Below are 20,824 nucleotides of genomic sequence, written 5' to 3'. Positions count from 1 at the left end.
GTGCCTTGCACGGGGGTTCCGCCTCCCGGTCGGACGATGGCGTTCAGCTTGAGGCTAGCCCGGGGAGGCTATGCGCCGTCGATGAATGTTGGATTAACACCTTAGCGGGCGGATTCGGGCGAACGAGCCCGCGCGGTCGGGCTGGATGGTGTGCGTACGAGCCGGTGGACAGGGCGGAGGCGCCGCGCGGCCGCGGCGCGGAGCCGTCCCCGGGCCGGGGGCCGGGCGGTTCCGGACCGGGGCGGTCGGTTCCCGGCCGGAGGCCGGGCCGTTCCCGGCCGGTGAGGACCGCGCGTGACCCAGGGTACGGACACACCGCGCGGGCACGGACACCGCGCGGCCCCTGGCCCGGCACGCCACCCGGTCACGGACAGCACAGCGCGCGGCCCGGCCGCCGGAGGAGGTTCGGCCGGGCCGCGCGGGCGCCCGGGGGCTGCGGGGTCAGCCGCCGGGCCCCCTCCTACCCGTGGACGGGCTAGGAGGGAGGCGTCCGGGTCTGGTTCTGGGTCCCCCGGCCACCGGCGCCGCCGCCGAAGCCGCCCGCGCCGCCCGCGCCGAAGCCGGCGGCGCCCTCGACGAGCTGGGTGGCGGCGTACCCGCCGTCGGCGGCCGGGGTGCCGACCACGGTGACGCTCTGACCGGGCTGCAGGTCGGCGACCTTGCCCTCCTTGTTGAGCTGGACCTTGGTGGCGTCGCCGGTGGTCACCTTGACGGTGTTGCCGTTGGCGTCGGTCAGGTAGACGGTGGTGCCGTCGACGGCCTTGACGGTGCCCCGGGTGAAGCCGCCCTGCGCGCCCTGGCCACCCCCCTGACCCGCGCCCTGACCGGCGCCGGCGCCCTGACCGGTGCCCTGGCCGCCCCGGCGGGTGCCGTTCTGCCCGCCCCCGAAGCCGGAGGCCGCCGCCCGGGGCTGCTGCCCCGCCGCGGCCGACTTGCCGGAGCCGGTGGAGCCGTGGCCCTGCTGGTACCAGACGCCGCCCGCGAAGGCCGCCGTGGCGAGCACGGCGCCGGCCAGGACGAGGGTCGGCCACGGCAGCCGGCGGCGCGGTGGCGCCGCCAGCTCGGCGGTGACGTCCCGGGCGTCCGGCGCGGTGGAGAGCAGGACCACCTGCTCGGCGTGGGTGCGCGGCTCGATCTCGTTGCTCATGGTCTGCGGGTCCTTGGTCACTCGTGGCGGAGGGCGTCGATCGGGCGCAGCGAGGCGGCCCGGTTGGCGGGGTAGCTGCCGAAGAACAGGCCGATGGCGACGGCGATGCCGAACGCGCCGAGCACCGACTCGGGGATCACCACCGGCTTGATGCCGACGACGGAGAAGTGCGATCCGGCGAGACCGGCCAGCACCCCGAGTCCGGCCCCGATCACCGACAGCAGGGTGGACTCGACGAGGAACTGCCCGAGGATCGCCACGCGCGGGGCGCCGAGCGCCTTGCGGATGCCGATCTCCCTGGTCCGCTCGGTGACGGTGACCAGCATGATGTTGGTGATGCCGATCCCGCCGACCAGCAGCGAGATCGCGGCCACCGCGCCGAGCAGCACGGTGAAGGTCTTGGTGGTCGACTCCCGGGCCGTGAGCAGCGAGGCCTGGTTGCCGATCCGGAAGTCCGCCTTGCTCGGGTCGGCGATCGCGTGGGTGCCGAGCAGCACCCGGGTGACCTCGGCCTGGGCGGCCGTGGTGGTCTCGGCGGAGGTGGCCTGCACCAGGATCTGGCTGACCGGGCCGAAGCCGGTGAAGGCGTTCTGCACGGTCGGCAGCGGCGCGATCACCACGTCGTCCGGATCGGTGAAGCCGGTGCCGCCCTTGGCCTGGAGCACGCCGACCACGGTGAGCGGGGTGCCGCCGACGGTGATCGCCCTGCCGACCGGGTCGGTGGTGGCGAACAGCTGCTTGGCGGTGGTGGCGCCGAGCACCGCGACCTTGCGGGAGCCGAGCACGTCGTCGGCCGTGAAGTACTCGCCCCGGCCGATCTTCAGGTTGGCGGTCTCGAAGTACGCGGGGTAGGTGCCGACGATCGAGCCGGGGCTGTAGGAGATGTCCCCGTACAGCGCGGTGCCGCTGGCGGTGACCACCGGCGCGACGGACTTGATCGAGGTCGCCTCCGGGTCGCTCGCCAGTGCCCTGGCGTCGGCGACCGTGAGCTTCTTGGCGGTGGAGGCGGTGCGCGAGCCGCCGAAGGAGGACCCGGCGGTGACCGTGAGCGAGTTGGTGCCGAGCGAGGTGATCGACTCCTTGACCGCCACCGAGGAGCCGTTGCCGACCGCGAGCAGCAGGATCACCGAGGCCACGCCGATCAGCACGCCCAGCATGGTCAGGGCGGAGCGAACCTTGTTGGCGGCCAGGCCGCCGACGGCGAACCGGAGCATCTGCCAGAGGATCATGCGAGCACCCCCTGGAGGTCGGCGGCCGCGAGCAGGGCGGGCGGCGGGCCCTCCACCGGGGCCTGCCGGACGTCGCTGACGACCGCGCCGTCGACCAACCGGATCACCCGCTTCGCGTGCAGGGCGACCTCGTCCTCGTGGGTGATCAGCACCACCGTGCGGCCGGTCGCGTTGAGGCCGTCGATCAGGGCCAGCACCTCGTCGGTGGAGCGGCTGTCCAGGTTGCCGGTGGGCTCGTCGGCGAGCAGCATCGCGGGCGCGGTGACCAGCGCCCGGGCCACCGCGACGCGCTGCTGCTGGCCGCCGGAGAGCTCATTGGGCCGGTGCCCGGAGCGCTCGGCGAGGCCGACCAGGGAGAGCGCGGCCAGCGCCCGGCGCCGGCGCTCGGCGCTGCGCACGCCCGCGTAGGCGAGCGGCAGCTCGACCTGGGCGAGCGCGGTGGTGCGGGGGACGAGGTTGAAGGACTGGAAGATGAAACCGATCTTGCGGTTGCGGACCAGCGAGAGCTGCTGCTCGTCCAGGTGTCCGACGTCGATGCCGTCCAGCAGGTAGCGGCCGGCGGTCGGTACGTCCAGGCAGCCGAGGATGTTCATCAGGGTGGACTTGCCGGAGCCCGAACTGCCCATCACCGCGACGAAGTCGCCCTGCTCGATGTCCAGGTCGACGCCCAGCGGCTCGCCGGTGGCCGGGTCGGACGGGCCGCGCAGCGCGTGCACGGTGGCGTCGCCGTGGCCGTAGGACTTGGTGAGCCGGCGGATCTGGATGACCGGGGGCGCCGCCGCCGTGCTCTGGGGCGCGGGGGCGGTCCTGCGCCCCATCAGCGGTTCCCGCCCCGGCCGGTGCCGCCGCCGGCGGCCGCGCCGACGCCTGCCACGCCGGCCGCGCCGCCGGCTCCCGTGCCGCCGCGGCTGCCCTGGCCACCGGTCAGGCCCGGGAAGGATCCGTTCGGGAAGCCGTTGGTCCCGCTGGTGGTGGCGAGTTCGACCTTGTCGCCCTCCTTCAGCCCGGAGACCACCTGCACGGTGGTGTCGCCCTCGACGCCGACCTCGACGGTGACCCGCTCGCTGGAGCCGTCCGGCTGCACCAGGGTCGCCGTCCGGCTGGTGCCGGTGCCCGCCAGGGCGGCGGTGGGCAGCGAGAGCGCGTTGTCGGCCTCGCCGGTGACCACCGAGACGGTCGCGCTGAGGCCGGTGCGCAGCTTGCTGGTGTCACCGGTGATCTGCAGCGTCGCCGCGTACTGGACGGCGGCCGCGCCGCCGCTGCCGCCACTGCTCACCGGCAGCGAACTGACGGACAGCACGGTGGCGTTGAGCTTGGTGTCGGACTGCGCGTTCAGCGCGACGGTGGCCGACTCGCCCTTCTTGAGCTTCAGCGAGTCCAGCTCGGAGAAGTTGGCGGTGACCTGCATCCCGGTCGGGTTGGTCAGCACGATGAAGCCGCTCGGGGCGCCGGAGCCGGTGGTGGTCCCGGTGGACTTGGCGGTGCTCCCGGTGCCGCCGCTCCCGGTGCCGCCGCCCACCGTGTCGCCGACCTTGTTGGAGACGGACGCGACCGTGCCGTCCACCGAGGCGGTGAGCGTCGTACCGGCCAGCGCGGCCTGGGCGTTCGCCAGGTTGGTCTGCGCGGTGGCGACCTGCTGCTGGGCCTGGGCCACGGCCGCCTCGTCCACCTTGGTGGTGGTGATCGTGGTGGTCTGCGGGACGGGGGTGGTCTGGGGAGCGGGCGCGCTGCTCGCGCCCGCTCCCCGTTCCCCGCCACCGGTGCCGCCACCGGTGGAGTCGTTGGACGAGCCGCCGGAGCCGCTGGAGGACTTGTTCGAGCTGCCCGGGATCTGCTGGGTGGTCGTGGTGGTGACGCCGGCCTGCGCCTTGGTCAGGTTGGCGTTGGCCGTGGTCAGCGCCGACTGGGCGGCATCCACCTGCTGCTGGGCCGCCGTGGTGTCGACGGTGGCCAGCACCTGTCCCTTGGTCACGGTGTCGCCCACCGCGACCTTGACGGCGGTCAGCTTCCCGCCGGTGGTGAAGTCCTGGGCGGCGTCGGTCGGCGAGGCGAGCGTGCCCGTTCCGGACACGGTGGCCAGGACCGTGCCCTTCGCCACGGTCGCGGTTCGGACCTGGGCCTTGCCGGCCGCCTTCTCCGTCCCGCTGTCCAACGTGGTGTACGCCAGGGCCACGGCGCCCACCAGGGCCACGCCCAGTGCGGAGTTCAGGAGGACGGCACCACGCCGTCGCGGAAGCACCTTCATGGCGCACAGCTTCGCCGGACGCTCTTGCGGCACCCTGGGCGCGGCCTGGGAGAACCCTGACCGGCCGAATCCGGGCATTCCGCCACGCTCCGCCCGCCCCCAGCCCTCACCTTGCCAACCCCCGCCCAACCGTTGGCCGAACTCCCAGGAGGTTCCCAGCCATCCCCAGCCATCCGGCAGCCCCGGGGGCATGGAGCCGGCCTGTCCGCCGCCGCACCGCCACTGCTGGGGAGCCACTGCGGCGGAGTAGGAAGTCGGCCGGACCGACTTCCCACTCCGAGTCGGCTTGTTCTCCGAACTGAGGCGCCTCGCTCGGGTGAGCGAGGCGTCTCAGGGGCGCTAAATCGTCACCGGTACGGGTGGGTCTATGCAGGAACGTGAATGGTCCTTGCCCGGTTCACCGGAGGCTCCTTATGGTCCTGACTAGGAGTCCGCAGCGTGTGTAGGGGAGAGGGTCATGGAGCTCACGAGGATCGCTGGCGGAGACCCGGACTGCCGCGAAGACGACTGTCCGACCGTCTACACGACCGATCGGGGGACCATCGCCGTGCAGGGCTTCACGGTGCACCGGACGACCCCGGAGGGCGAGGCCGTGGTGGAGATCCCGGAGGCTCTGCTGCGGGAGGCGTTCCATGCTCTTGACCGGTGAGGACTGGCGGGCGTTCTTCGACTCGTTCAAGCAGGAGGCTTTTCGGCTGGAGACCCGGAGTTCCTATGCCATGCCGGGCGAGGCCGAGGAGTTCCAGGAGTTCCTGGACACCGGCGAGTTGCATCTCGATGCCGACGACAGGTGGCTCACCCGTGTGCGGAACTACCGTGCCACGGGCCGCAGGATCGCTCGGGTGCATGTACTCACCCGGCCGTTGTCCGACTACCTACGGTACGAATTCGCGGCCTACGCCTACAACGTCGAAGCCGGGGAGGACATCAGGATCCTCGATCTCACCGGCACGGAGAACCCTGGTCTCCCTGATCAGGACTTCTGGATGTTCGACGACACGAAGGTCGTCGACATGAGGTATGGCCCGGATGGCACGCAGATCGGCCGAGAGCTTCTGGAAAGCCCTGACATCGACCAGTTCCGGCGCTGGCGGGATCTCGCCGTCTCGCTGTCGGTCCCCTTCACGGAGTACAGCGCGGATTGACCCACGATCCCGGTAGGGCCGGAGAGCAGCGTCGAGACCTTGCAGCAGCACTCAAGGATCTCCGGCGCGCCTCCGGCCTTTCCGGGGAGCGTCTGGCTGTTCGGTGTGGCATGAGCCAGAGCAAGATCTCCCGAATCGAGAACGGGAAGACTCTGCCGTCGGTCGTCGACGTACAGCAGATACTCAATAGTCTCGGTGTCGACGAAGACCTGGCACGGGAGCTCTTGACACTGGCCAGCGCGGCGAACGCCGAGTACGAGGACGTCAGGTCATCTGTCCGGCGTGGCCTGCATCTACGACAGCGTGAGCTAGCTGCTCTTGAGGCCGGCGCCTCGCACATCCGCTACTTCTTGCCCGCGATGCCGACCGCCCTCCTCCAGACGCCCGAGTACATGCGGACGGCGATGAGTCCCCCGGTTGCCCCGGCTGACGCTGATGTCTCCCAGGCCATTGCGCTCAAGATTGAACGGCAGGCTGTCCTGTACGACCAGGGGAAACGTTTCGACTTCCTGTTGACCGAGTCTGCTGTTCGCTGGCGGCTGTGCGAGCCGCTGGTCCTGGCCTCGCAGATCGATCGGCTCGCCTCTCTTTCCCGTCTGCCCAATGTCACGATCGGCATCGTTCCGTTGTCGGCCCAGGTAGCGGATGCGCCGTTCCACACCTTCACGGTCTACGGCGCCAACTTGGTGACCATCGAGCTCTTCACCGGACGGCTAGTACTACGCGACCCCAAGGACATTCAGCACTATCACGCCCTGTTCGAGTTCTTTCGCGGTAAGGCGATCGAGGGGGACCCACTCAGGTCCATGCTCCGGCGATGGTCGGATGAGTTCCGCCGTGCCGCATAGCCGGTTTATGCAATGACGTGAATCCTCGTGCTACTGCAAGCACGGTGACCCTACCGTGGTGACCGAACAATCTGGTCGCAACGACAAGGAGACCGGCAGATGAGGCAGATGTCGTCGCCGTGGGGAGTGAGCAGGATGGAGCCGTTCCCCCGGGGAGCCGCGGTTCCGGCGTTCACGCCTGTGATCGATCCTGAGACGCAGATCGCCGTGCTCGTGGACGAGCACGGTCGCACCGTCAAATCGGGGGGCCACGGCACCAGTACCAGCGGGCTGACGCCCACCATGACGAGCCCCGGCGACGGGTCGGGGCCGGGCGGGGCGACGGATGCCGACTCCACCGAGTCCTTCGACCAGGACCAGAGCTCCGGGTGACGAGCGACGACCGCTCGTCAGTGCTGGTCCTCACCAACTCCCGTGATGTGACCGCGGATGTGGTGCTGCGAGTGCTGGCCGGGCGTGGCGTCCCGGTGGTCCGGCTCGATCCCGGCACCGATCTGCACGAAGGCGCCTCGCTGACCACCCGGTACCGCACGACCGGTCAGCGGGGAACCTTACGGACGCCGACCCGGAGGCTGGACCTCACCCGGGTGCGGTCGGTCTGGATGCGCCGAGCCTCTCCGTACGAGGGGCCCGCGCAACTGGACGGGCGGGAGCGACGGTTCGCGGCCGCCCAGTCGTTGTGGGGTACCGGGGGTGTGCTGGCCTCGCTCCCCGGTGCGCACTACGTCAATCACCCGTGGGCCAACCGGGCTGCCGAGTACAAGCCGGCGCAACTCGCGGCAGCGCAGCGGAACGGGTTCCGCGTACCCGACACACTGATCACCAACGAGCTGGGTGCCGCACAGGAGTTCGTGGCGGGCCAGGTCACCGGGGCGGTCTACAAGCCGTTGTGGAACATCGCGTACGAGGTGGCCGGTCGGCTGCGCCAGGTGTGGGTTCGGGACGTGCGTGCCGGTGAGCTGACCGCCGGGGTGGAGGTCTGCCCGCACCTGTTCCAGGCCAAGGTGGCGAAGGCGTTCGACGTGCGGTTGACCGCGGTCGGCGACCGGGCCTTCGCGGTTCGGATCGACAGCCCCGAGCTCGACTGGCGCCGGAGGCAGGACCTCATGGCGTGCGCTCCGGTTGCCGTGCCCGAGGAGGTCTCGCGCGCCGTCACGTCCTACCTCGGTGAACTCCGGCTGGTGTACGGAGCGTTCGACTTCGCCGTGACAGCGGCCGGTGAATGGTACTTCCTGGAGTGCAACCCCAACGGGCAGTGGGCGTGGCAGCCGCCCGAGACCACCGATGCGATCGCCCAGGCCATCGCGGACCAGTTGCAGAGAGGCCCCGACGCATGAGCCCGTCCGCAGAGCTCCGAGCCGCCATGGTCCGCCGACTCACGGCAGAAGGCACGCTGAGCGATCCGGCGTGGTGCAGGGCGGCGGAGGCCGTCGCACGCGAGGACTTCGTCGGACCGTACTTCGAGCCGACGCCGAACAGCGCACCGACCGCCTACCGGTCGGTGCGCCCGAACGATCCCGGGTGGCTGGAGGGTGTCTACGCCGATCGGACGCTGATCACGCAGCTCGACGGCACGACACGGCCGGGTCAGGAGGGCGGGGAGCCGATCGTCGGCTCCCCGTCCTCCTCGTCGACCCTGCCGTCGCTGGTCCTGCGGATGTGGCAGCAGCTCGACGCCGCCCCGGGCCACCGTGTGCTGGAAATCGGCACCGGGACGGGATACTCGACGGCCCTGGGCGCCCACCGGCTCGGCGATGCCAACCTCACGAGCGTCGAGTACGACCCCGTGGTGGCCGAAGCCGCGGCGGTCGCGCTTCACGAGGCGGGCTACACCCCCCGGCTGATCAGCGGCGACGGCCTGCGAGGGGACCCTGGCGGCGGAGCGTACGACCGGCTGATCGCCACGTGTTCGGTCCGGTACATCCCGATGCCCTGGCTGCACCAGGTGAAGCCGGGCGGTCGGATCCTGGTCACCCTGTCCGGGTGGAGCTACGCGTCCGGGCTCGCGCTGCTCACGGTCACCGGAGCGGGGAGTGCGACCGGCCGATTCCTGCCCGGGTTCACCAGCTTCATGATCGCCCGCCCGCACGACCGCCCGCCCCGGTCCGGCCTCGCGATGCTGCCCGGGGAGGAGCGCGCGAGCCGGATCGATCCCGCCGTCATCGGGACGTGGACCGGGAGCTGGGTAGCCCAGCTCGCAGCACCCTCGGCGGAGCGGATGGGGGCGGGCGGAGAGCAGGTTCTCGTGGACGTGGCAACGGGTTCGCTGGCCCGGACGAGAGCTGATGCGAGTGGTGGTTGGACCGTCATCCAACGCGGACCGCTGCGGCTCTGGGACCAGGTTGAGCGAGCCGTCGAGGCCTGGCAGGAGGCCGGCGAGCCGCACCAGGAAGGATTCGGGATCACCGTTTCGGACGCAGGGCAGCGGGTGTGGATCGGCACAGAGGACGCCCCGGGCTGGGACCTGCCGGTGTGAATGAAGTGGATCGGCTGGTGGCGCCCCCTCGCTCGGGTCGAGCGAGGGGCGCTGTCCGGTCAGGTCGTGAGGTGGTCGAACTCGCCGGCCTTGATGCCCTGGACGAACTTGGCGAACTTCAGGGGCGTGGTACGGACGATGATCTCGCCGGTGTCGGACTCACGGAGTTCGACCATGCCGTCGACGGTGCGCACCTCCATGCAGTTATCACTAGAGCTGCTGAACGAAGACTTCTGCCATTGATTCTGGGACATCTTTAGTCCTTCAAGCTTCGCGCTGTACGTTGGATCAGATCTCGCGATTCTTCACAAGTGAGAGCCGCCCTCTCGATGCGGTCAAAAGTGCTGCGATATGATTCGAGTTCATCTGGGGCATCGAAGAACATGGGGCCTCGCGAGGACTCCATTTCAACTGTATCGAGTTCGGAAACCGCTCCGAAGCTGTAGAGGATGCTCTCGATCGGGCCTGGGTGGGTGTGCACGCCGAAGGGGACCACACGGACACTCACGTTGGCCCTGGCAGAGTCATCGACCACGCAAAAGAGTTGCTCTCGCAGCACATCGGTGCCGCCGAAGCGCGTGAGCAGGCTGGACTCGTGGACGTACACCTCCAGCTTCTTACCAGGACTCTGAAGGAAGGTGTCTCGCCGCTTTCTGCGAAAGGAGGTGCGCAGCTCGATCTCATGAGGTGTGAGGCCAGGAATCTTCCGACTGAACATACCTTGCGCATACTCACTGGTCTGCAGGAGTCCTGGAAGGAATACGGACGTCCAAACCTTGACGGTCCCTGCAGCGAAGTCTTCGTGTTCTGCAGATTCAAGGAAGGCACTGGGGATCAGGCCGCGATACTCCTCCCACCAACCCTTCCCTCGTGAGGCAATGATTTCGGCAAGCGCGCCGATGAGCGGCTGATTGGTGTAGTTACAGGCTGCCGTGATCGTGTGGAGCCGATCAACGTTGACGCTGGTCTTCCCGCTCTCCATCTGCGTCACCTGGGTGGGACTCACGCCGAGTACGCGAGCAAGCTGACTGCCGCCGAGGCCGGCCTGTTCGCGCATCCGTCGCAGCTCGGCGCCCAAACGGCGTTGGCGGAGAGTCGGGTTGGGGCGACCGGGCATGACGTCCTCTCGGCGTTTCGTGAGACCAGTGTGCCGTGTGACCCGCGCGCAGAGTCAACCGATCACACGGGAGGGGGAACTTCCCCGCGAACTACCAAAATTTAGGTTCCTGTGCGCTACGGTCGTCTCACATCGATCCGATGGATCGTCAGTAACGCCTGTTTCCAGGGCAGTAGGCGCCTGCTGCCCGCGCACCGCAGAGCAGCCGTACGCGGGACTCCCAGTCCCGCTCCGGCCTGGCTCACGGCGACGTATCCGCCGGTGACACCACACCCACTCCACTCCGCCTCTCTTCGGAGGTCCCTCATGTGTGCCTTCACCCTGCCCGAACCGCCCGACTGGTCCGCCGCCCGCGAGGAGCTGCGCGAGGCCCTCGACCTCGCCGGCTGGCCCGACGACCTCATCCACGACGCCGAACTCGCCCTCTGCGAGCTCTACGTCAACGCCTGGCGCCACGGCGGCAGCCCCGCCCCGCTCGTCGTCGTCCTCCTGCGCGACCACACCCTGCGCGTCTCCGTCGCCGACGACAACCCCCACCTGCCCGAACCCCGCACCCCCGCCGACCCCTACGCCCTCTCCGGCCGGGGCCTGCACCTCGTCCGCTCCCTCACCCACCGCTTCGGCACCGACCCCCGCAAGCACGGCAAGCGCGTCTGGTTCGAGCTGGACGCCGCCGCGTGAGCGCCGCCCGCCGCACCCCGATCGCCCCCGACGACCCCCGCATGCGTGACTACACCCACCCCCAGATCACCACCCTCCTCGGCGAACTCCACACCCGAGGCGCCAGGTTCGGCATCCAGTGGGGCTCTGCCACCACCGTGGGCGGCACCGTCGACGGCCGCATCCTCGTCGACTTCGGCAACGCCCCCGTGGCCACCCTCCTCAACCTCCTCCACCTGCTCCGCGACACCGAGAGGAACGAGCCGTGGGAGTCCTGATCCCCCTCGTCACCGAAGCGATCCACACCGAACGCACCACCGTCGCCTACCTCAGCGTCGAACACGCCCCCGACGCCACCGTCCAGCTCCGCCTCGCCGTCGACCTCGACATCCACACCGGCCCCGGCGAACACCTCGCCCTCCCCCTCACCCACGACCAGGCCCACGAACTCCTCCACGACCTCGCCGCCCACCTCGGCCACCGCGTCCTGGGAATCCGCCGATGAGAACCGGCACCGCCAACTTCCTCATCGGCGCCGCCCTCCTCACCCTCCTCGCCCTCGCCCTCACCACCGTCACCCTCGGCGTCATCACCGCCCTCAAGGTCAACGACGACCAGCACACCCTCGCGCCGAAACCCATCACCCCCCACGGCCGCTGGGAACTGCGCACCCGCCCCGACGGCACCCACGAATACGCCTGGATCGCCCGCCAGGCCGGCCACTACGGCCCCGAAATCCGACAGCAACCCCCCGCCCCCGGCCGACACCGCATACCCACCTAGCAGCGGCAAAGCGAAGGCCCCCGCCCACCCGGGCAGGGGCCTCGCCGCCACCGCACGGAAATTCCCGGTGCGGCGAGCCGGTTCGGACCTATCCTGCCTGCCGTGACCGACTGGAGCAGGATCGAAGCCGCCGACTGTGCCGTACCCGCCGACCGGCCACTGGAGGAGCTGGTCCGCGAACTCTCCGGCGCCCTGGCGGACCCCGATCCGGACGTCCGGGACGGAGCGCCGTACGCCGTCCTCGCGACCTGGATCGAGCGCGGGGTGATCGACGGGCCCCGGCGGCTGGCGCTGGGGGACGAGATGGCCGCCCGCTTCCTCGACCCGCAGATCCAGGCCCGCACCTTCGCCCCCCTCGTCCTCGACATGCTGGTGGAGAAGGGGGACTTCGAGGCCGGCTGGGTGGACGCGTTCGAGCGGTGGTACCCGGCGGAGACGGACCTGCGCGGCCATGACGAGAAGCTCGGCTGGCTCCACGCCGTCGCGCACGGCGCGGACCTGCTGGACCGGTTCGGCCGCCACCCCGAGGTGGATCCGGTGCGGATGCTGCACCTCGCCGCCGCGCGGCTGACGGCGCCCACCGACCACGTGTTCGACCAGCTGGAGGACGACCGGCTGGCGCGGGCGGTCGCCCGGGTGCTCACCCGGCCCGATCTGAGCGAGTCCGACGCGACCACGTGGCTGGACCCGGTCGCCGCCCGCTTCGGGGCCGACCGCCTCAGTACCCCGGTGCCCGCCCACCTCAGCAACTGCCAGCGCACGCTGCGCCTGCTCTACGTCCTCGCGGACCGCGGCGTGCGGGCACGGAACACCGATGCCGCACCGGAGGCCCTCCCCCACGGGGCGGCGGTCAAGGAACGCCTCGCCGCCGTCCTCGACCGGATCGTCAAGCGGTAGGCGCGGGAGCACCCGCCCCGGGCGTGGCCGTCCCGGCCGCCACGGCCCCGAGATCCACCATCGAAGCGACCCCACCCCGGCCGGCACCGCACATCCGCCCGAGCCGGCACGTTGAGGCCCTCGCCCACCGGGCGAGGGCCTCTCCGGTCTTCGACCGCAGTGATCGCCGGTACTCCACGCCCGTCACCGGCCCGCGCGAAAGGTTCCGAAAATAACTCCGAACCCACCTGCAACCACCGGCCGGGATGCGCGTCTATACGGATGAAGGCACGGAGAGCGAGACCGGCGAGGCCGGGGGGCGCTACCGCTGACAGCGGGGCCGGTCGTCTTCACACACCGTCAGCACCATGACCCTGGGGAAACACGTCATGCGCAAGTCCGTTATGCCCTCTTTCACGAAGAACGTCGCCGCCACCGTCGTCCTCGCCGGCTCCGTCCAGCTGATGACCGCCGAGGCCTCCTGGGCCTGCGGCTCGGGAAACACGGCCGGCGCCGAGGCCAAGCCGGTCACCCCCGCCTCCGCGCACAAGGGCGACCTCACCGCCGGGTTCCACATGACCCCCGACGGCCAGAGCATCACCGCCGGCGGCGCCAAGGCCGAGATCGGCGTGGGAGTCACCAACTTCACCGGTGCCCCGTACGAGAACGTCGCCCCCATGATCGCGATCTTCAACCCGAAGGGCGCCACCCGGCTGGAGGACTTCACCGTCGAGGCCGCCACCGCCGGCGGCTGGAAGAGGCTCTCCCTCCACCACGGCTGCGACCCCACGATCATCGCCGACACCAGCTCGCTCAAGACGAAGCAGCTCACCGACGGCCGCGCCACCCACTTCGCCTTCCGCGTCTCCGTCTCGGCCAACGCCGCAGCCGACCTGAAGAGCTTCGAGGTCTACATCGGCGGCAAGGCCGACGGCTACCCCGGGGAGCATGGCGGCACCCACACCTACACGGTCGTCCGCACCCCCGCCCCGGCCAAGCCGGCGACCACCGCGAAGCCGGCCGCCAAGCCCACGACCAGCGCCAAGCCGACCGCCAAGCCCGCCGCCCCGAAGTCGGCCGCCCCCGTCGCGCCCGTCGAGGACAAGACCCAGACCCCCGCCACCCCCAAGACCACGCCGACCGCCTCCGCCACCACCGCCCCCGCCCCGGCCGGCACCCCCGAGCTCGCCCAGACCGGCGCCGGCACCCCCAACGGCTTCCTCGCCGCCGCCTCCGCCGCCTTCGTCGCGCTCGGCGCGGGCGTTCTGATCGCCGTGCGCCGGCTGCGTCCCCAGCGCTGACCGGCCCACGGAGCACCGCAGGGGCCCTGCCCCCGCACGGCGGTGCGGAGGCGGGGCCCCTCGTCGTTCCCGGGTGACGACCGGCTCAGTCCTCGACCGGCTCCCGGCCCGCCGACGTCCACCCCGACGTCCGCCCCGACGCCCACCCCGAGGCCGCCGCGCTGGCCGCCAGCAACCGCAGACCGGCCTCCGACGACGAGCCGGGCACCGCACTGAAGAGCAGCATCCGGTGCCCGGACGCCTCCGGCAGCGGCAGCGCCTCGAAGTCCAGCGCCAAGTCCCCGACCACCGGGTGGTGGAACTCCTTGGTGCCGAACAGGCAGTCGTGCACCGGGTGGCGCGACCAGAGCGCCGCGAACTCCGCGCTCTTCATCGACAGCTCGCCGATCACCTCGGCCAGCTGCCGGTCCTCCTGGTGCCGCCCGGCGGCCAGCCGCAGGAAGGCGACCTGGGCCCGGGCCTCGGTCTCCCAGCACGGGTAGAGCTCCCGGGTCCGCGCGTCGAGGAAGAGCAGCCGGGAGAGGTTGGGGCGCGCCGACGGCGAGTCCGGCGCCGCCGCGTCCAGGTGCCCGGCCAGCAGTGCGTGGCCGAGCGGGTTCCAGGCCAGCACCTCGTTGCGCAGGCCGACCACCACCGCCGGGACGTCGGCCATCGCCGCGATCAGCCGGCCCACCGCCGGCCGGACCCGCTCGAAGCGCTCGGCCTGGCGGCCCTTCGCCGGCCGGCCCGGGCGGGCCAGGTTGCGCAGGTGGGCGTGCTCGTCGCCGTCGAGGCGCAGCGCCCGGGCGATGGCGTCCAGCACCTCGTCGGAGACGTTGCGGCTCTGCCCCTGCTCCAACCGCGTGTAGTAGGTGATGCTGACGCCCGCCAGCTGGGACAGCTCCTCGCGCCGCAGCCCGGGCACCCGGCGCCGGCTGCCGTACGTGGTCAGCCCGACGTCCTCGGGTCGCAGCCGGGCGCGGCGGGTGCGCAGGAACTCGCCCAGCTCGCTCGGCTTCTCCGCCCCCGCCGACGCCGCCAAGGAGGCCGACGACGCCGAGGAGGGGGCCGGCGACGGCCTCTCCGCCGACCGGGGCTGCTGCGCTGACGGTGTCTCGGGTGCGGTCATGCCTCCAGTGAACACCGCCGGGCGGCGCCGAGCCTGTCCCTGCCGGTGCCACCCTCCGCGGGGGTCTGGGTACTCCCGGCGCGGCCCAGCAGGCTGCTGCCGTACCCGGAACACCCCGTCGAGTCGAAAGGCAGCGGAGCGATGACCGCCACCCTGTCCGAAGCACCAGCCCTCCCCCGCACACCAGCCGGAATGACCGGTCGGCAGCGACTCGTCCTGGTCGTCCTGCTGGCCGCCCAGTTCATGCTGGCCGTGGACTTCTCGATCCTGAACGTCGCCCTGCCGGTGATCGGCCAGGGTCTCGGCTTCGGGCTCGGCAGCCTGCAGTGGATCGCCACCGCCTTCGCCCTGAGCGCGGCGGGCTTCACCCTGCTGTTCGGACGGGTCGCCGACCTCTTCGGGCGGCGCCGGGTGTTCCTGATCGGTCTCGCCGTGCTCGGCGTCTCCTCGCTGGTCGGCGGGCTGGCCACCACCCCGGAGCTGCTGCTGGCCGCCCGGGTGGCGCAGGGCCTGGCCACCGCCGCCGTCACGCCGGCCGGGCTGGCGCTGCTCACCACCGCCTTCCCGGAGGGCCCGCTGCGCGAGCGGGCCCTGGGCCTCAACGGCGCGCTGATGTCGGCCGGCTTCACCTCGGGCGCGGTGCTCGGCGGACTGCTCACCGACCTGCTGAGCTGGCGCTGGGCGTTCTTCGTCAACGTGCCGGTGGCCCTGGCCGTCCTGCTGGTGGCGCCCCGGCTGATCGCGGAGAGCCGGCCGGCCGGGAAGGTCCGGATGGACGTCCCGGGGGCGGTCACCGTCACCGGCGGTCTGCTCGCCCTGGTCCACGGACTGACGGCGGCCGGTGAGCACGGCTGGGGCGACCCGCTCGCGCTCGGCTCGCTGGGGGTGGGCGCGGCGCTGCTGGTGGCGTTCTGGTTCGTCGAGCGGACCGCCGCCTCGCCCCTCGTGCCGGTCCGGGTGCTGCGGCGGCGCACGGTGGTCTGGGGCAACGCGGCCGGCCTGCTGGCATTCGCCACCGAGACCTCGCTGGTCTTCCTGCTGACCCTCTACCTCCAGCGGGTGCTGGGCTTCTCCGCGCTGGCCACCGGCCTGGCCTTCGGGGTCCTGGGTGCCGGCACCGTGCTCGGCGGTGTGGTCGCGCCGCGGCTGATCGGGCGGCTCGGCAGCCGGGGCGCGCTGCTCGCGGGATTCCTGGTGCAGGCCGCCGCGACCGCCGCGCTGCTCCTGCTCGGCGCCGACCGGGCCTGGCTCGGCCTGCTGCTGGCGGCGACCTTCGTCGGCGGGGTCGGCAACATGCTGGCGATCGTCGGCTTCATGGTGACGGCCACCTCGGGCCTGCCGGACGAGGAGCAGGGGCTGGCCACCGGGGTCGCCACCATGACCCAGCAGGTCGGCATCACCCTGGGCACCCCGGTGATGAGCGCGGTCGCCACCGCGGCCGCCGCGGGGACCACCGTGCTGACCGGGGTCACCTGGGCGATCGCCGTGAACACCGCGCTGGTGCTGCTCGCCGCCCTCGCCTCGGCGCTCTTCCTGCGGCGGGGATGAGTGCCCCGCCCGACCGGCGGAGTGGGACGTCGGACAGGACGACGCAGGGGCGCACCGCCGAGCGGTGCGCCCCTGGTGAAGCCGGTGTCCGTACGAGGTCAGCCGTCGATCGTCTTGCGGAACGCCTCGGCCACCGTGAGGAAGATCGAGTTGCCCTCGACCTCGCCGATCGAGATCCGGACGCCCTCCGGGAACGGGCGGACGATCACGCCGGCGTCGGCACAGGCCGCCGCGAACTCCTGGGAGCGCTCGCCGAGCGCCAGCCAGACGAAGTTGGCCTGCGAGTCCGGGATCTCCCAGCCCTGGGCGCGCAGCCCGGCGACCACCCGGGTGCGCTCCTCGACCAGTGCGTCGACCCGGACCATCAGGGCCTCCTCGGCCCGCAGCGAGGCGACGGCCGCGTTCTGCGCGAGCTGGGTGACGCCGAACGGCACCGCCGTCTTGCGCAGCGCGTTCGCCACCGGCTCGTGCGCGATCGCGAAGCCGACCCGCATGCCCGCCAGGCCGTACGCCTTGGAGAAGGTCCGCAGCACGCAGACGTTGGGGCGGTCGCGGTAGAGGTCGATGCCGTTGGGGACGTCGGCGTCGCGGATGAACTCGATGTACGCCTCGTCGACGACCACCAGGACGTCGGCGGGCACGGCATCCAGGAAGCGCTCCAGCTCGGCGCGGTGGATCACGTTGCCGGTGGGGTTGTTCGGGTTGCAGACGAAGATCAGCCGGGTGCGGTCGGTGACCGCGGCCAGCATCGCGTCCAGGTCGTGGTCGCCGCCCGCGGTGAGCGCCACCGGGACGGGGGTCGCGCCGGCGACCTGGGTGATGATCGGGTAGGCCTCGAAGGAGCGCCAGGCGAAGATCACCTCGTCGCCGGGGCCGGCCGTGGCGAGGATCAGCGACTGGGCGACGCCGACCGAGCCGGTGCCGGTGGCGATGTGCTCGGCCGGGACGTCGAAGCGCCGGGCCAGCTCGGCGGTCAGCTCGGTGACGGCCATGTCCGGGTACCGGTTGAGCGAGCCGGCCGCCGCGACGGCCGCTTCGAGCACGCCGGGCAGCGGCTCGTACGGGTTCTCGTTGGAGGACAGCTTGTAGGCGTCGGCGCCGGCGGGCTTGCCGGGCTTGTAGGTGGGGATGCCGTCCAGGCTCGACCTCAGCCGAGGCCCCTGCGCTGCCGTTCCACTCACGGTCCTTCTCCTTCTCTCTCCGTCGGGCCCACTGCGTCGGGCCCGCTGGTGCGTCCGCTCCCGCGCCGGACGGGATCGCCGCCGTGCCCCGGGATCTCGCAACGCACCGGACCACCCCGGTCGGGTGCCCTGAACGATACCGACCGCGGCTCACCCGTAGGAGTGAGATGCCCGGTCGGGTTACTGGTGCAGATCAGCCATTCTGCAGGGTTCCTTTGGCACATGTCAGAGGTAAGACGGCTGGTTTCGTGCGGGTATCGAAGGGGCGCACACGGGCTCACTCTTGGAGAAACGTATCTCCAAGGACCCCCGATGCGCCGGTCACAGACCCTTGTCAGGAGCCATACGATCGGTCCGCCATGACAGCAGCAGCCAACCAGAGCGGTCGGCGACCCACCACCTCGCGGCGTCTGGAGCGGGCCGGCATCCGGGATGTGGCAGCAGCCGCAGGAGTGTCGATCACCACCGTCTCCGACGCGCTCAACGGTAAGGGCCGCCTGCCCGACGAGACCAGAAGCCGGGTGCGCGAAGTCGCCGAGCGCCTCGGCTACCGCCCCTCGGCCGCCGCCCGAACCCTGCGCACCGGGCGCTCCGGCCTGATCGGACTGACCGTCACCACCTACGGCGAAGAGCCGTTCACCTTCACCGAGTTCGCCTACTTCGCCGAGATGGCCCGCGCCGCCACCAGCGCCGCGCTCGGCCGCGGCTACGCCCTGGTGGTGCTGCCCGCCTCCTCCCGGCACGACGTCTGGGGCAACATCGCCCTGGACGGCACCGTGGTGATCGACCCGCCCGACCAGGACCCCCTGGTCAGCGAGCTGTACCGGTCCGGCGTCCCGGTGGTCAGCGACGGCAAGCCGGGCAACTGCCCGGTCACCGCCTGGGTCGACAACGACCACGAGGCCGCCGTGCTCGGCATCCTCGACCACCTCTCCGAGGCCGGCGCCCGCCGGATCGGCCTGCTCACCGGCACCAGCACCGACACCTACACCCGGCTCTCCACCGAGGCCTACCTCGGCTGGTGCGCCAAGGTCGGCCAGGAACCGGTCTACGAGACCTACCCGGCGCACGACCCGGCCGCGGGGGCCGTCGCCGCCGACCGGCTGCTGGCCCGCCCGGACCGGCCCGACGCCGTCTACGGGCTCTTCGACCCGAACGGCACCGACCTGCTCGCCGCCGCCCGGCGGTACGGCCTGCGGGTGCCGGACGACCTGCTGCTGGTCTGCTGCAGCGAGAGCGATGTGTACGCGACCACCGAGCCGCCGATCACCACGCTCTCGCTCAAGCCCCGGCGGATCGGGACGACGGTGGTCAACCTGCTCATCGACGCCATCGAGGGGGTGGACTCCGGGACGGGCGTCGACATCGCCCGGCTCTTCCCGCCCCGCTTCCGCACCGCCGGGACGGGGCCGCCGCCCGGCACGCTGATGCCCACCGAGCTGATCGTCCGCGCGTCCTCCCAACGGCGGAGTCCGCGCACCACCGTCAGCCCGCCGCGCCCGCCGGGCGAGGTGTAGGGGGCCGACGGGCGGTGCGCGGGCCGGCCCGGGCGGTCAGGCGGCCCGCCCGGGCCGGCCGCCCGGGCCGGTGCGTGGGCCGAGCACCGGTGCGGCGGCCGGTCCCGGACTCCTGGCTCGGCATGGCCCTGTCACGGACCGGCACGCATCGCCACGGACGGCCGCAGGTGATCATCTTGCGGTCTAGACCATACCTAGCCAGGACAAAACGGACCTGACGGACCGCCCGGCTGACGCTCCGGAGGATTGGATACCCACCAGGTGACGACGCCGGGAGAGTGGTCTTCCTATGATGGGCGAATGACACCCGAGGACCGCTTCCCCGGGCCTGAACACCCCGACTCAGGCCCCCGCCACCAGCCGGACCTCGACGTGCTGCCCTTCGGCACCTACTACGAACCCGAGCCGACCGGGTACGCCGAGGCGGCCTACGAGTCGGAGACCTACAGCGGCTACGGCGGCGCCCGCTACCTCGAACAGCACTGGCCGGCCGCCGGACACCCGCAGAACACCGGTCACCCGCACGACGTCGGGCACCCGCACGCCGCGCAGACCGAGCACGGCGGGTACGAGCCGACCCTGCCGGACCGGCCCTCGCCCGCGCACCAGAACGACGACCCGCCGACCATCGAACTCGGGCCCCCGCTGCCCGAGCCCGGCCTGCCCTACCACCCGTACCCGGCGCCCGCCCCGAACGAGCCGCCCGGCCCGCTCTACGTGGTCGGCGACGTGCACGGCTACCTCGACGAGCTGCTCGCCGAACTGCGCCACCAGGGCCTGATCGACGCCGAGGGCCACTGGGCCGCCGGGCGCTCGCGGATCTGGTTCCTCGGTGACTTCACCGACCGCGGCCCCGACGGCATCGGCGTCATCGACCTGGTCATGCAGCTCGCCGCCGAGGCCGCCGCCGCGGGCGGCTACTGCCGGGCCCTGATGGGCAATCACGAACTGCTCTTCCTGGGCGCCGCCCGGTACGGCGACGAACCCGTCCAGTCCACCGCCGGTACGGCCTCCTTCCTGGCCGCCTGGCGGCTCAACGGCGGCCAGCAGCACGACCTGGACCGCCTGGAGACGCACCACATCAGCTGGCTCTCCCGGCTGCCCGCCATCGCGCTGGAGGAGGGCCACCTGCTGCTGCACTCCGACACCACCGCGTACCTGGAGTACGGCGACTCCATCGCCGAGGTCAACGACGCCGTCCACCACCTGCTCGCGGACGAGGGCGTCGACGAGTGGTGGGACTGCTTCCGCCGGTTCACCAAGCGCTTCGCGTTCCGCGGCGACGGCGGCCCGACGGCCGCCCACGAGCTGCTCGACACCTACGGCGGCGCGCGGATCGTGCACGGCCACAGCCCCATCCCGTACCTGACCGGCGCGGTGCACGCCGACGACGGCGCGCCGCCGCACATCCCGGGCCCGTACGTCTACGCCGACGAGCTCGCCGTCGCCATGGACGGCGGGGTCACCATGGAGGGGCGGCTGCTCGTCGCACGGCTGCCGATCTGACCCCCCGGCCGCCCCACCGACCCCGGGGCGAACACCCGTTCCCGGCGCCCGGGCCGTAGCGCACGCGCGGCCCGGGGCGCGAAATTCCGGAAACTTACTGTCTGCGCGGCCGTGACCACCCCTACCATCGAGGGCAC

The 20,824-nt window shown here is 71.7% G+C and carries 23 protein-coding genes; 15 read left to right on the top strand and 8 right to left on the bottom strand.

The features are described from left to right. Nucleotides 1-475: 475 nt before the first annotated feature. The 4 genes from ACZ34W_RS04575 to ACZ34W_RS04560 are packed head-to-tail and all read right to left on the bottom strand — an operon-like array spanning nucleotide 476 to nucleotide 4,621. On the bottom strand, nucleotides 476-1,147 hold the full coding sequence (locus ACZ34W_RS04575) for a hypothetical protein (RefSeq protein ID WP_465601722.1): 672 nt from the start codon (nucleotides 1,145-1,147) through the stop codon (nucleotides 476-478). Nucleotides 1,148-1,164: 17 nt separating this feature from the next. Continuing rightward, nucleotides 1,165-2,376 carry an ABC transporter permease gene (locus ACZ34W_RS04570; RefSeq protein ID WP_329488895.1) on the bottom strand — a complete coding sequence of 404 codons (1,212 nt, stop codon included), beginning with the start codon at nucleotides 2,374-2,376 and terminating at the stop codon, nucleotides 1,165-1,167. Then, the gene (locus ACZ34W_RS04565) at nucleotides 2,373-3,194 is read right to left on the bottom strand and encodes an ABC transporter ATP-binding protein (protein WP_329488893.1); all 822 of its coding nucleotides are present in this window, start codon (nucleotides 3,192-3,194) and stop codon (nucleotides 2,373-2,375) included. The genes ACZ34W_RS04570 and ACZ34W_RS04565 overlap by 4 nt, the downstream gene beginning before the upstream one ends. Further along, nucleotides 3,194-4,621 carry an efflux RND transporter periplasmic adaptor subunit gene (locus ACZ34W_RS04560; RefSeq protein ID WP_465601718.1) on the bottom strand — a complete coding sequence of 476 codons (1,428 nt, stop codon included), beginning with the start codon at nucleotides 4,619-4,621 and terminating at the stop codon, nucleotides 3,194-3,196. Before ACZ34W_RS04560 ends, ACZ34W_RS04565 begins: the two co-directional genes overlap by 1 nt. Nucleotides 4,622-5,078: 457 nt before the next feature. On the opposite strand from ACZ34W_RS04560, the gene ACZ34W_RS04555 reads away from it, so the two are divergent. From ACZ34W_RS04555 to tgmC, 6 genes are all read left to right on the top strand, one after another. Further along, nucleotides 5,079-5,270 carry a hypothetical protein gene (locus ACZ34W_RS04555; RefSeq protein ID WP_359808308.1) on the top strand — a complete coding sequence of 64 codons (192 nt, stop codon included), beginning with the start codon at nucleotides 5,079-5,081 and terminating at the stop codon, nucleotides 5,268-5,270. Beyond that, entirely contained in the window at nucleotides 5,254-5,766 is a 513-nt protein-coding gene (locus ACZ34W_RS04550; protein WP_465601715.1) for a DUF6879 family protein, read from the top strand. The genes ACZ34W_RS04555 and ACZ34W_RS04550 overlap by 17 nt, the downstream gene beginning before the upstream one ends. Continuing rightward, nucleotides 5,763-6,614, top strand: a complete 852-nt coding sequence (locus ACZ34W_RS04545) for a helix-turn-helix domain-containing protein (protein ID WP_465601712.1) — start codon at nucleotides 5,763-5,765, stop codon at nucleotides 6,612-6,614. Before ACZ34W_RS04550 ends, ACZ34W_RS04545 begins: the two co-directional genes overlap by 4 nt. Nucleotides 6,615-6,713: 99 nt before the next feature. After that, nucleotides 6,714-6,986 (top strand): putative ATP-grasp-modified RiPP, encoded by a 273-nt coding sequence (gene tgmA, locus ACZ34W_RS04540; RefSeq protein WP_442906831.1) that lies wholly within the window; start codon nucleotides 6,714-6,716, stop codon nucleotides 6,984-6,986. Further along, on the top strand, nucleotides 6,983-7,951 hold the full coding sequence (gene tgmB / locus ACZ34W_RS04535) for an ATP-grasp ribosomal peptide maturase (protein WP_465601709.1): 969 nt from the start codon (nucleotides 6,983-6,985) through the stop codon (nucleotides 7,949-7,951). The genes tgmA and tgmB overlap by 4 nt, the downstream gene beginning before the upstream one ends. Beyond that, a complete protein-coding gene (gene tgmC / locus ACZ34W_RS04530) occupies nucleotides 7,948-9,090 on the top strand; it encodes an ATP-grasp peptide maturase system methyltransferase (RefSeq protein ID WP_465601706.1) in 1,143 nt (380 codons plus the stop codon). Before tgmB ends, tgmC begins: the two co-directional genes overlap by 4 nt. A gap of 59 nt (nucleotides 9,091-9,149) precedes the next feature. Here tgmC and ACZ34W_RS04525 read toward each other — a convergent pair whose 3' ends face one another. Both ACZ34W_RS04525 and ACZ34W_RS04520 read right to left on the bottom strand, forming a co-directional pair. Continuing rightward, on the bottom strand, nucleotides 9,150-9,344 hold the full coding sequence (locus ACZ34W_RS04525; protein WP_465601703.1) for a DUF397 domain-containing protein: 195 nt from the start codon (nucleotides 9,342-9,344) through the stop codon (nucleotides 9,150-9,152). A 2-nt stretch (nucleotides 9,345-9,346) separates the two neighbouring features. Beyond that, the gene (locus ACZ34W_RS04520) at nucleotides 9,347-10,207 is read right to left on the bottom strand and encodes a helix-turn-helix domain-containing protein (protein WP_465601700.1); all 861 of its coding nucleotides are present in this window, start codon (nucleotides 10,205-10,207) and stop codon (nucleotides 9,347-9,349) included. A gap of 306 nt (nucleotides 10,208-10,513) precedes the next feature. On the opposite strand from ACZ34W_RS04520, the gene ACZ34W_RS04515 reads away from it, so the two are divergent. The 6 genes from ACZ34W_RS04515 (at nucleotide 10,514) to ACZ34W_RS04490 (ending at nucleotide 13,827) form a co-directional block, all read left to right on the top strand. Next, nucleotides 10,514-10,888: an ATP-binding protein gene (locus ACZ34W_RS04515; protein ID WP_352298311.1), complete on the top strand. Its 375-nt coding sequence runs from the start codon at nucleotides 10,514-10,516 to the stop codon at nucleotides 10,886-10,888. Further along, nucleotides 10,885-11,145: a hypothetical protein gene (locus ACZ34W_RS04510; protein ID WP_465601697.1), complete on the top strand. Its 261-nt coding sequence runs from the start codon at nucleotides 10,885-10,887 to the stop codon at nucleotides 11,143-11,145. The genes ACZ34W_RS04515 and ACZ34W_RS04510 overlap by 4 nt, the downstream gene beginning before the upstream one ends. Then, nucleotides 11,133-11,372: a hypothetical protein gene (locus ACZ34W_RS04505; RefSeq protein ID WP_329488882.1), complete on the top strand. Its 240-nt coding sequence runs from the start codon at nucleotides 11,133-11,135 to the stop codon at nucleotides 11,370-11,372. Before ACZ34W_RS04510 ends, ACZ34W_RS04505 begins: the two co-directional genes overlap by 13 nt. Beyond that, the gene (locus ACZ34W_RS04500) at nucleotides 11,369-11,650 is read left to right on the top strand and encodes a hypothetical protein (RefSeq protein ID WP_465601892.1); all 282 of its coding nucleotides are present in this window, start codon (nucleotides 11,369-11,371) and stop codon (nucleotides 11,648-11,650) included. The genes ACZ34W_RS04505 and ACZ34W_RS04500 overlap by 4 nt, the downstream gene beginning before the upstream one ends. A gap of 102 nt (nucleotides 11,651-11,752) precedes the next feature. Further along, nucleotides 11,753-12,547 (top strand): DUF2785 domain-containing protein, encoded by a 795-nt coding sequence (locus tag ACZ34W_RS04495; RefSeq protein ID WP_465601694.1) that lies wholly within the window; start codon nucleotides 11,753-11,755, stop codon nucleotides 12,545-12,547. Nucleotides 12,548-12,915: 368 nt separating this feature from the next. Further along, nucleotides 12,916-13,827 carry a hypothetical protein gene (locus ACZ34W_RS04490; protein ID WP_465601691.1) on the top strand — a complete coding sequence of 304 codons (912 nt, stop codon included), beginning with the start codon at nucleotides 12,916-12,918 and terminating at the stop codon, nucleotides 13,825-13,827. 85 nt (nucleotides 13,828-13,912) lie between these two features. Here the strand turns inward: ACZ34W_RS04490 and ACZ34W_RS04485 are convergent, their stop codons facing one another. Then, nucleotides 13,913-14,935, bottom strand: coding sequence for a helix-turn-helix transcriptional regulator (locus ACZ34W_RS04485; RefSeq protein WP_465601688.1), 1,023 nt, complete (start codon nucleotides 14,933-14,935; stop codon nucleotides 13,913-13,915). Between the two features lie 141 nt (nucleotides 14,936-15,076). On the opposite strand from ACZ34W_RS04485, the gene ACZ34W_RS04480 reads away from it, so the two are divergent. Then, a complete protein-coding gene (locus ACZ34W_RS04480; protein WP_329488877.1) occupies nucleotides 15,077-16,483 on the top strand; it encodes an MFS transporter in 1,407 nt (468 codons plus the stop codon). Between the two features lie 98 nt (nucleotides 16,484-16,581). Here ACZ34W_RS04480 and hisC read toward each other — a convergent pair whose 3' ends face one another. Further along, nucleotides 16,582-17,664 (bottom strand): histidinol-phosphate transaminase, encoded by a 1,083-nt coding sequence (gene hisC / locus ACZ34W_RS04475; RefSeq protein ID WP_329488876.1) that lies wholly within the window; start codon nucleotides 17,662-17,664, stop codon nucleotides 16,582-16,584. Between the two features lie 359 nt (nucleotides 17,665-18,023). Here hisC and ACZ34W_RS04470 point away from each other — a divergent pair, with 359 nt between their 5' ends. Next, nucleotides 18,024-19,181: a LacI family DNA-binding transcriptional regulator gene (locus ACZ34W_RS04470; protein ID WP_078879728.1), complete on the top strand. Its 1,158-nt coding sequence runs from the start codon at nucleotides 18,024-18,026 to the stop codon at nucleotides 19,179-19,181. A 300-nt stretch (nucleotides 19,182-19,481) separates the two neighbouring features. Next, nucleotides 19,482-20,687 (top strand): metallophosphoesterase, encoded by a 1,206-nt coding sequence (locus tag ACZ34W_RS04465; RefSeq protein ID WP_329488875.1) that lies wholly within the window; start codon nucleotides 19,482-19,484, stop codon nucleotides 20,685-20,687. Nucleotides 20,688-20,824 lie beyond the last annotated feature (137 nt).

It is taken from the genome of Kitasatospora sp. NPDC022856, from assembly GCF_055561235.1.
The sequence above is the reverse complement of the archived record's forward strand: the minus strand, read 5'-3'. Positions and strand labels throughout refer to the sequence as shown.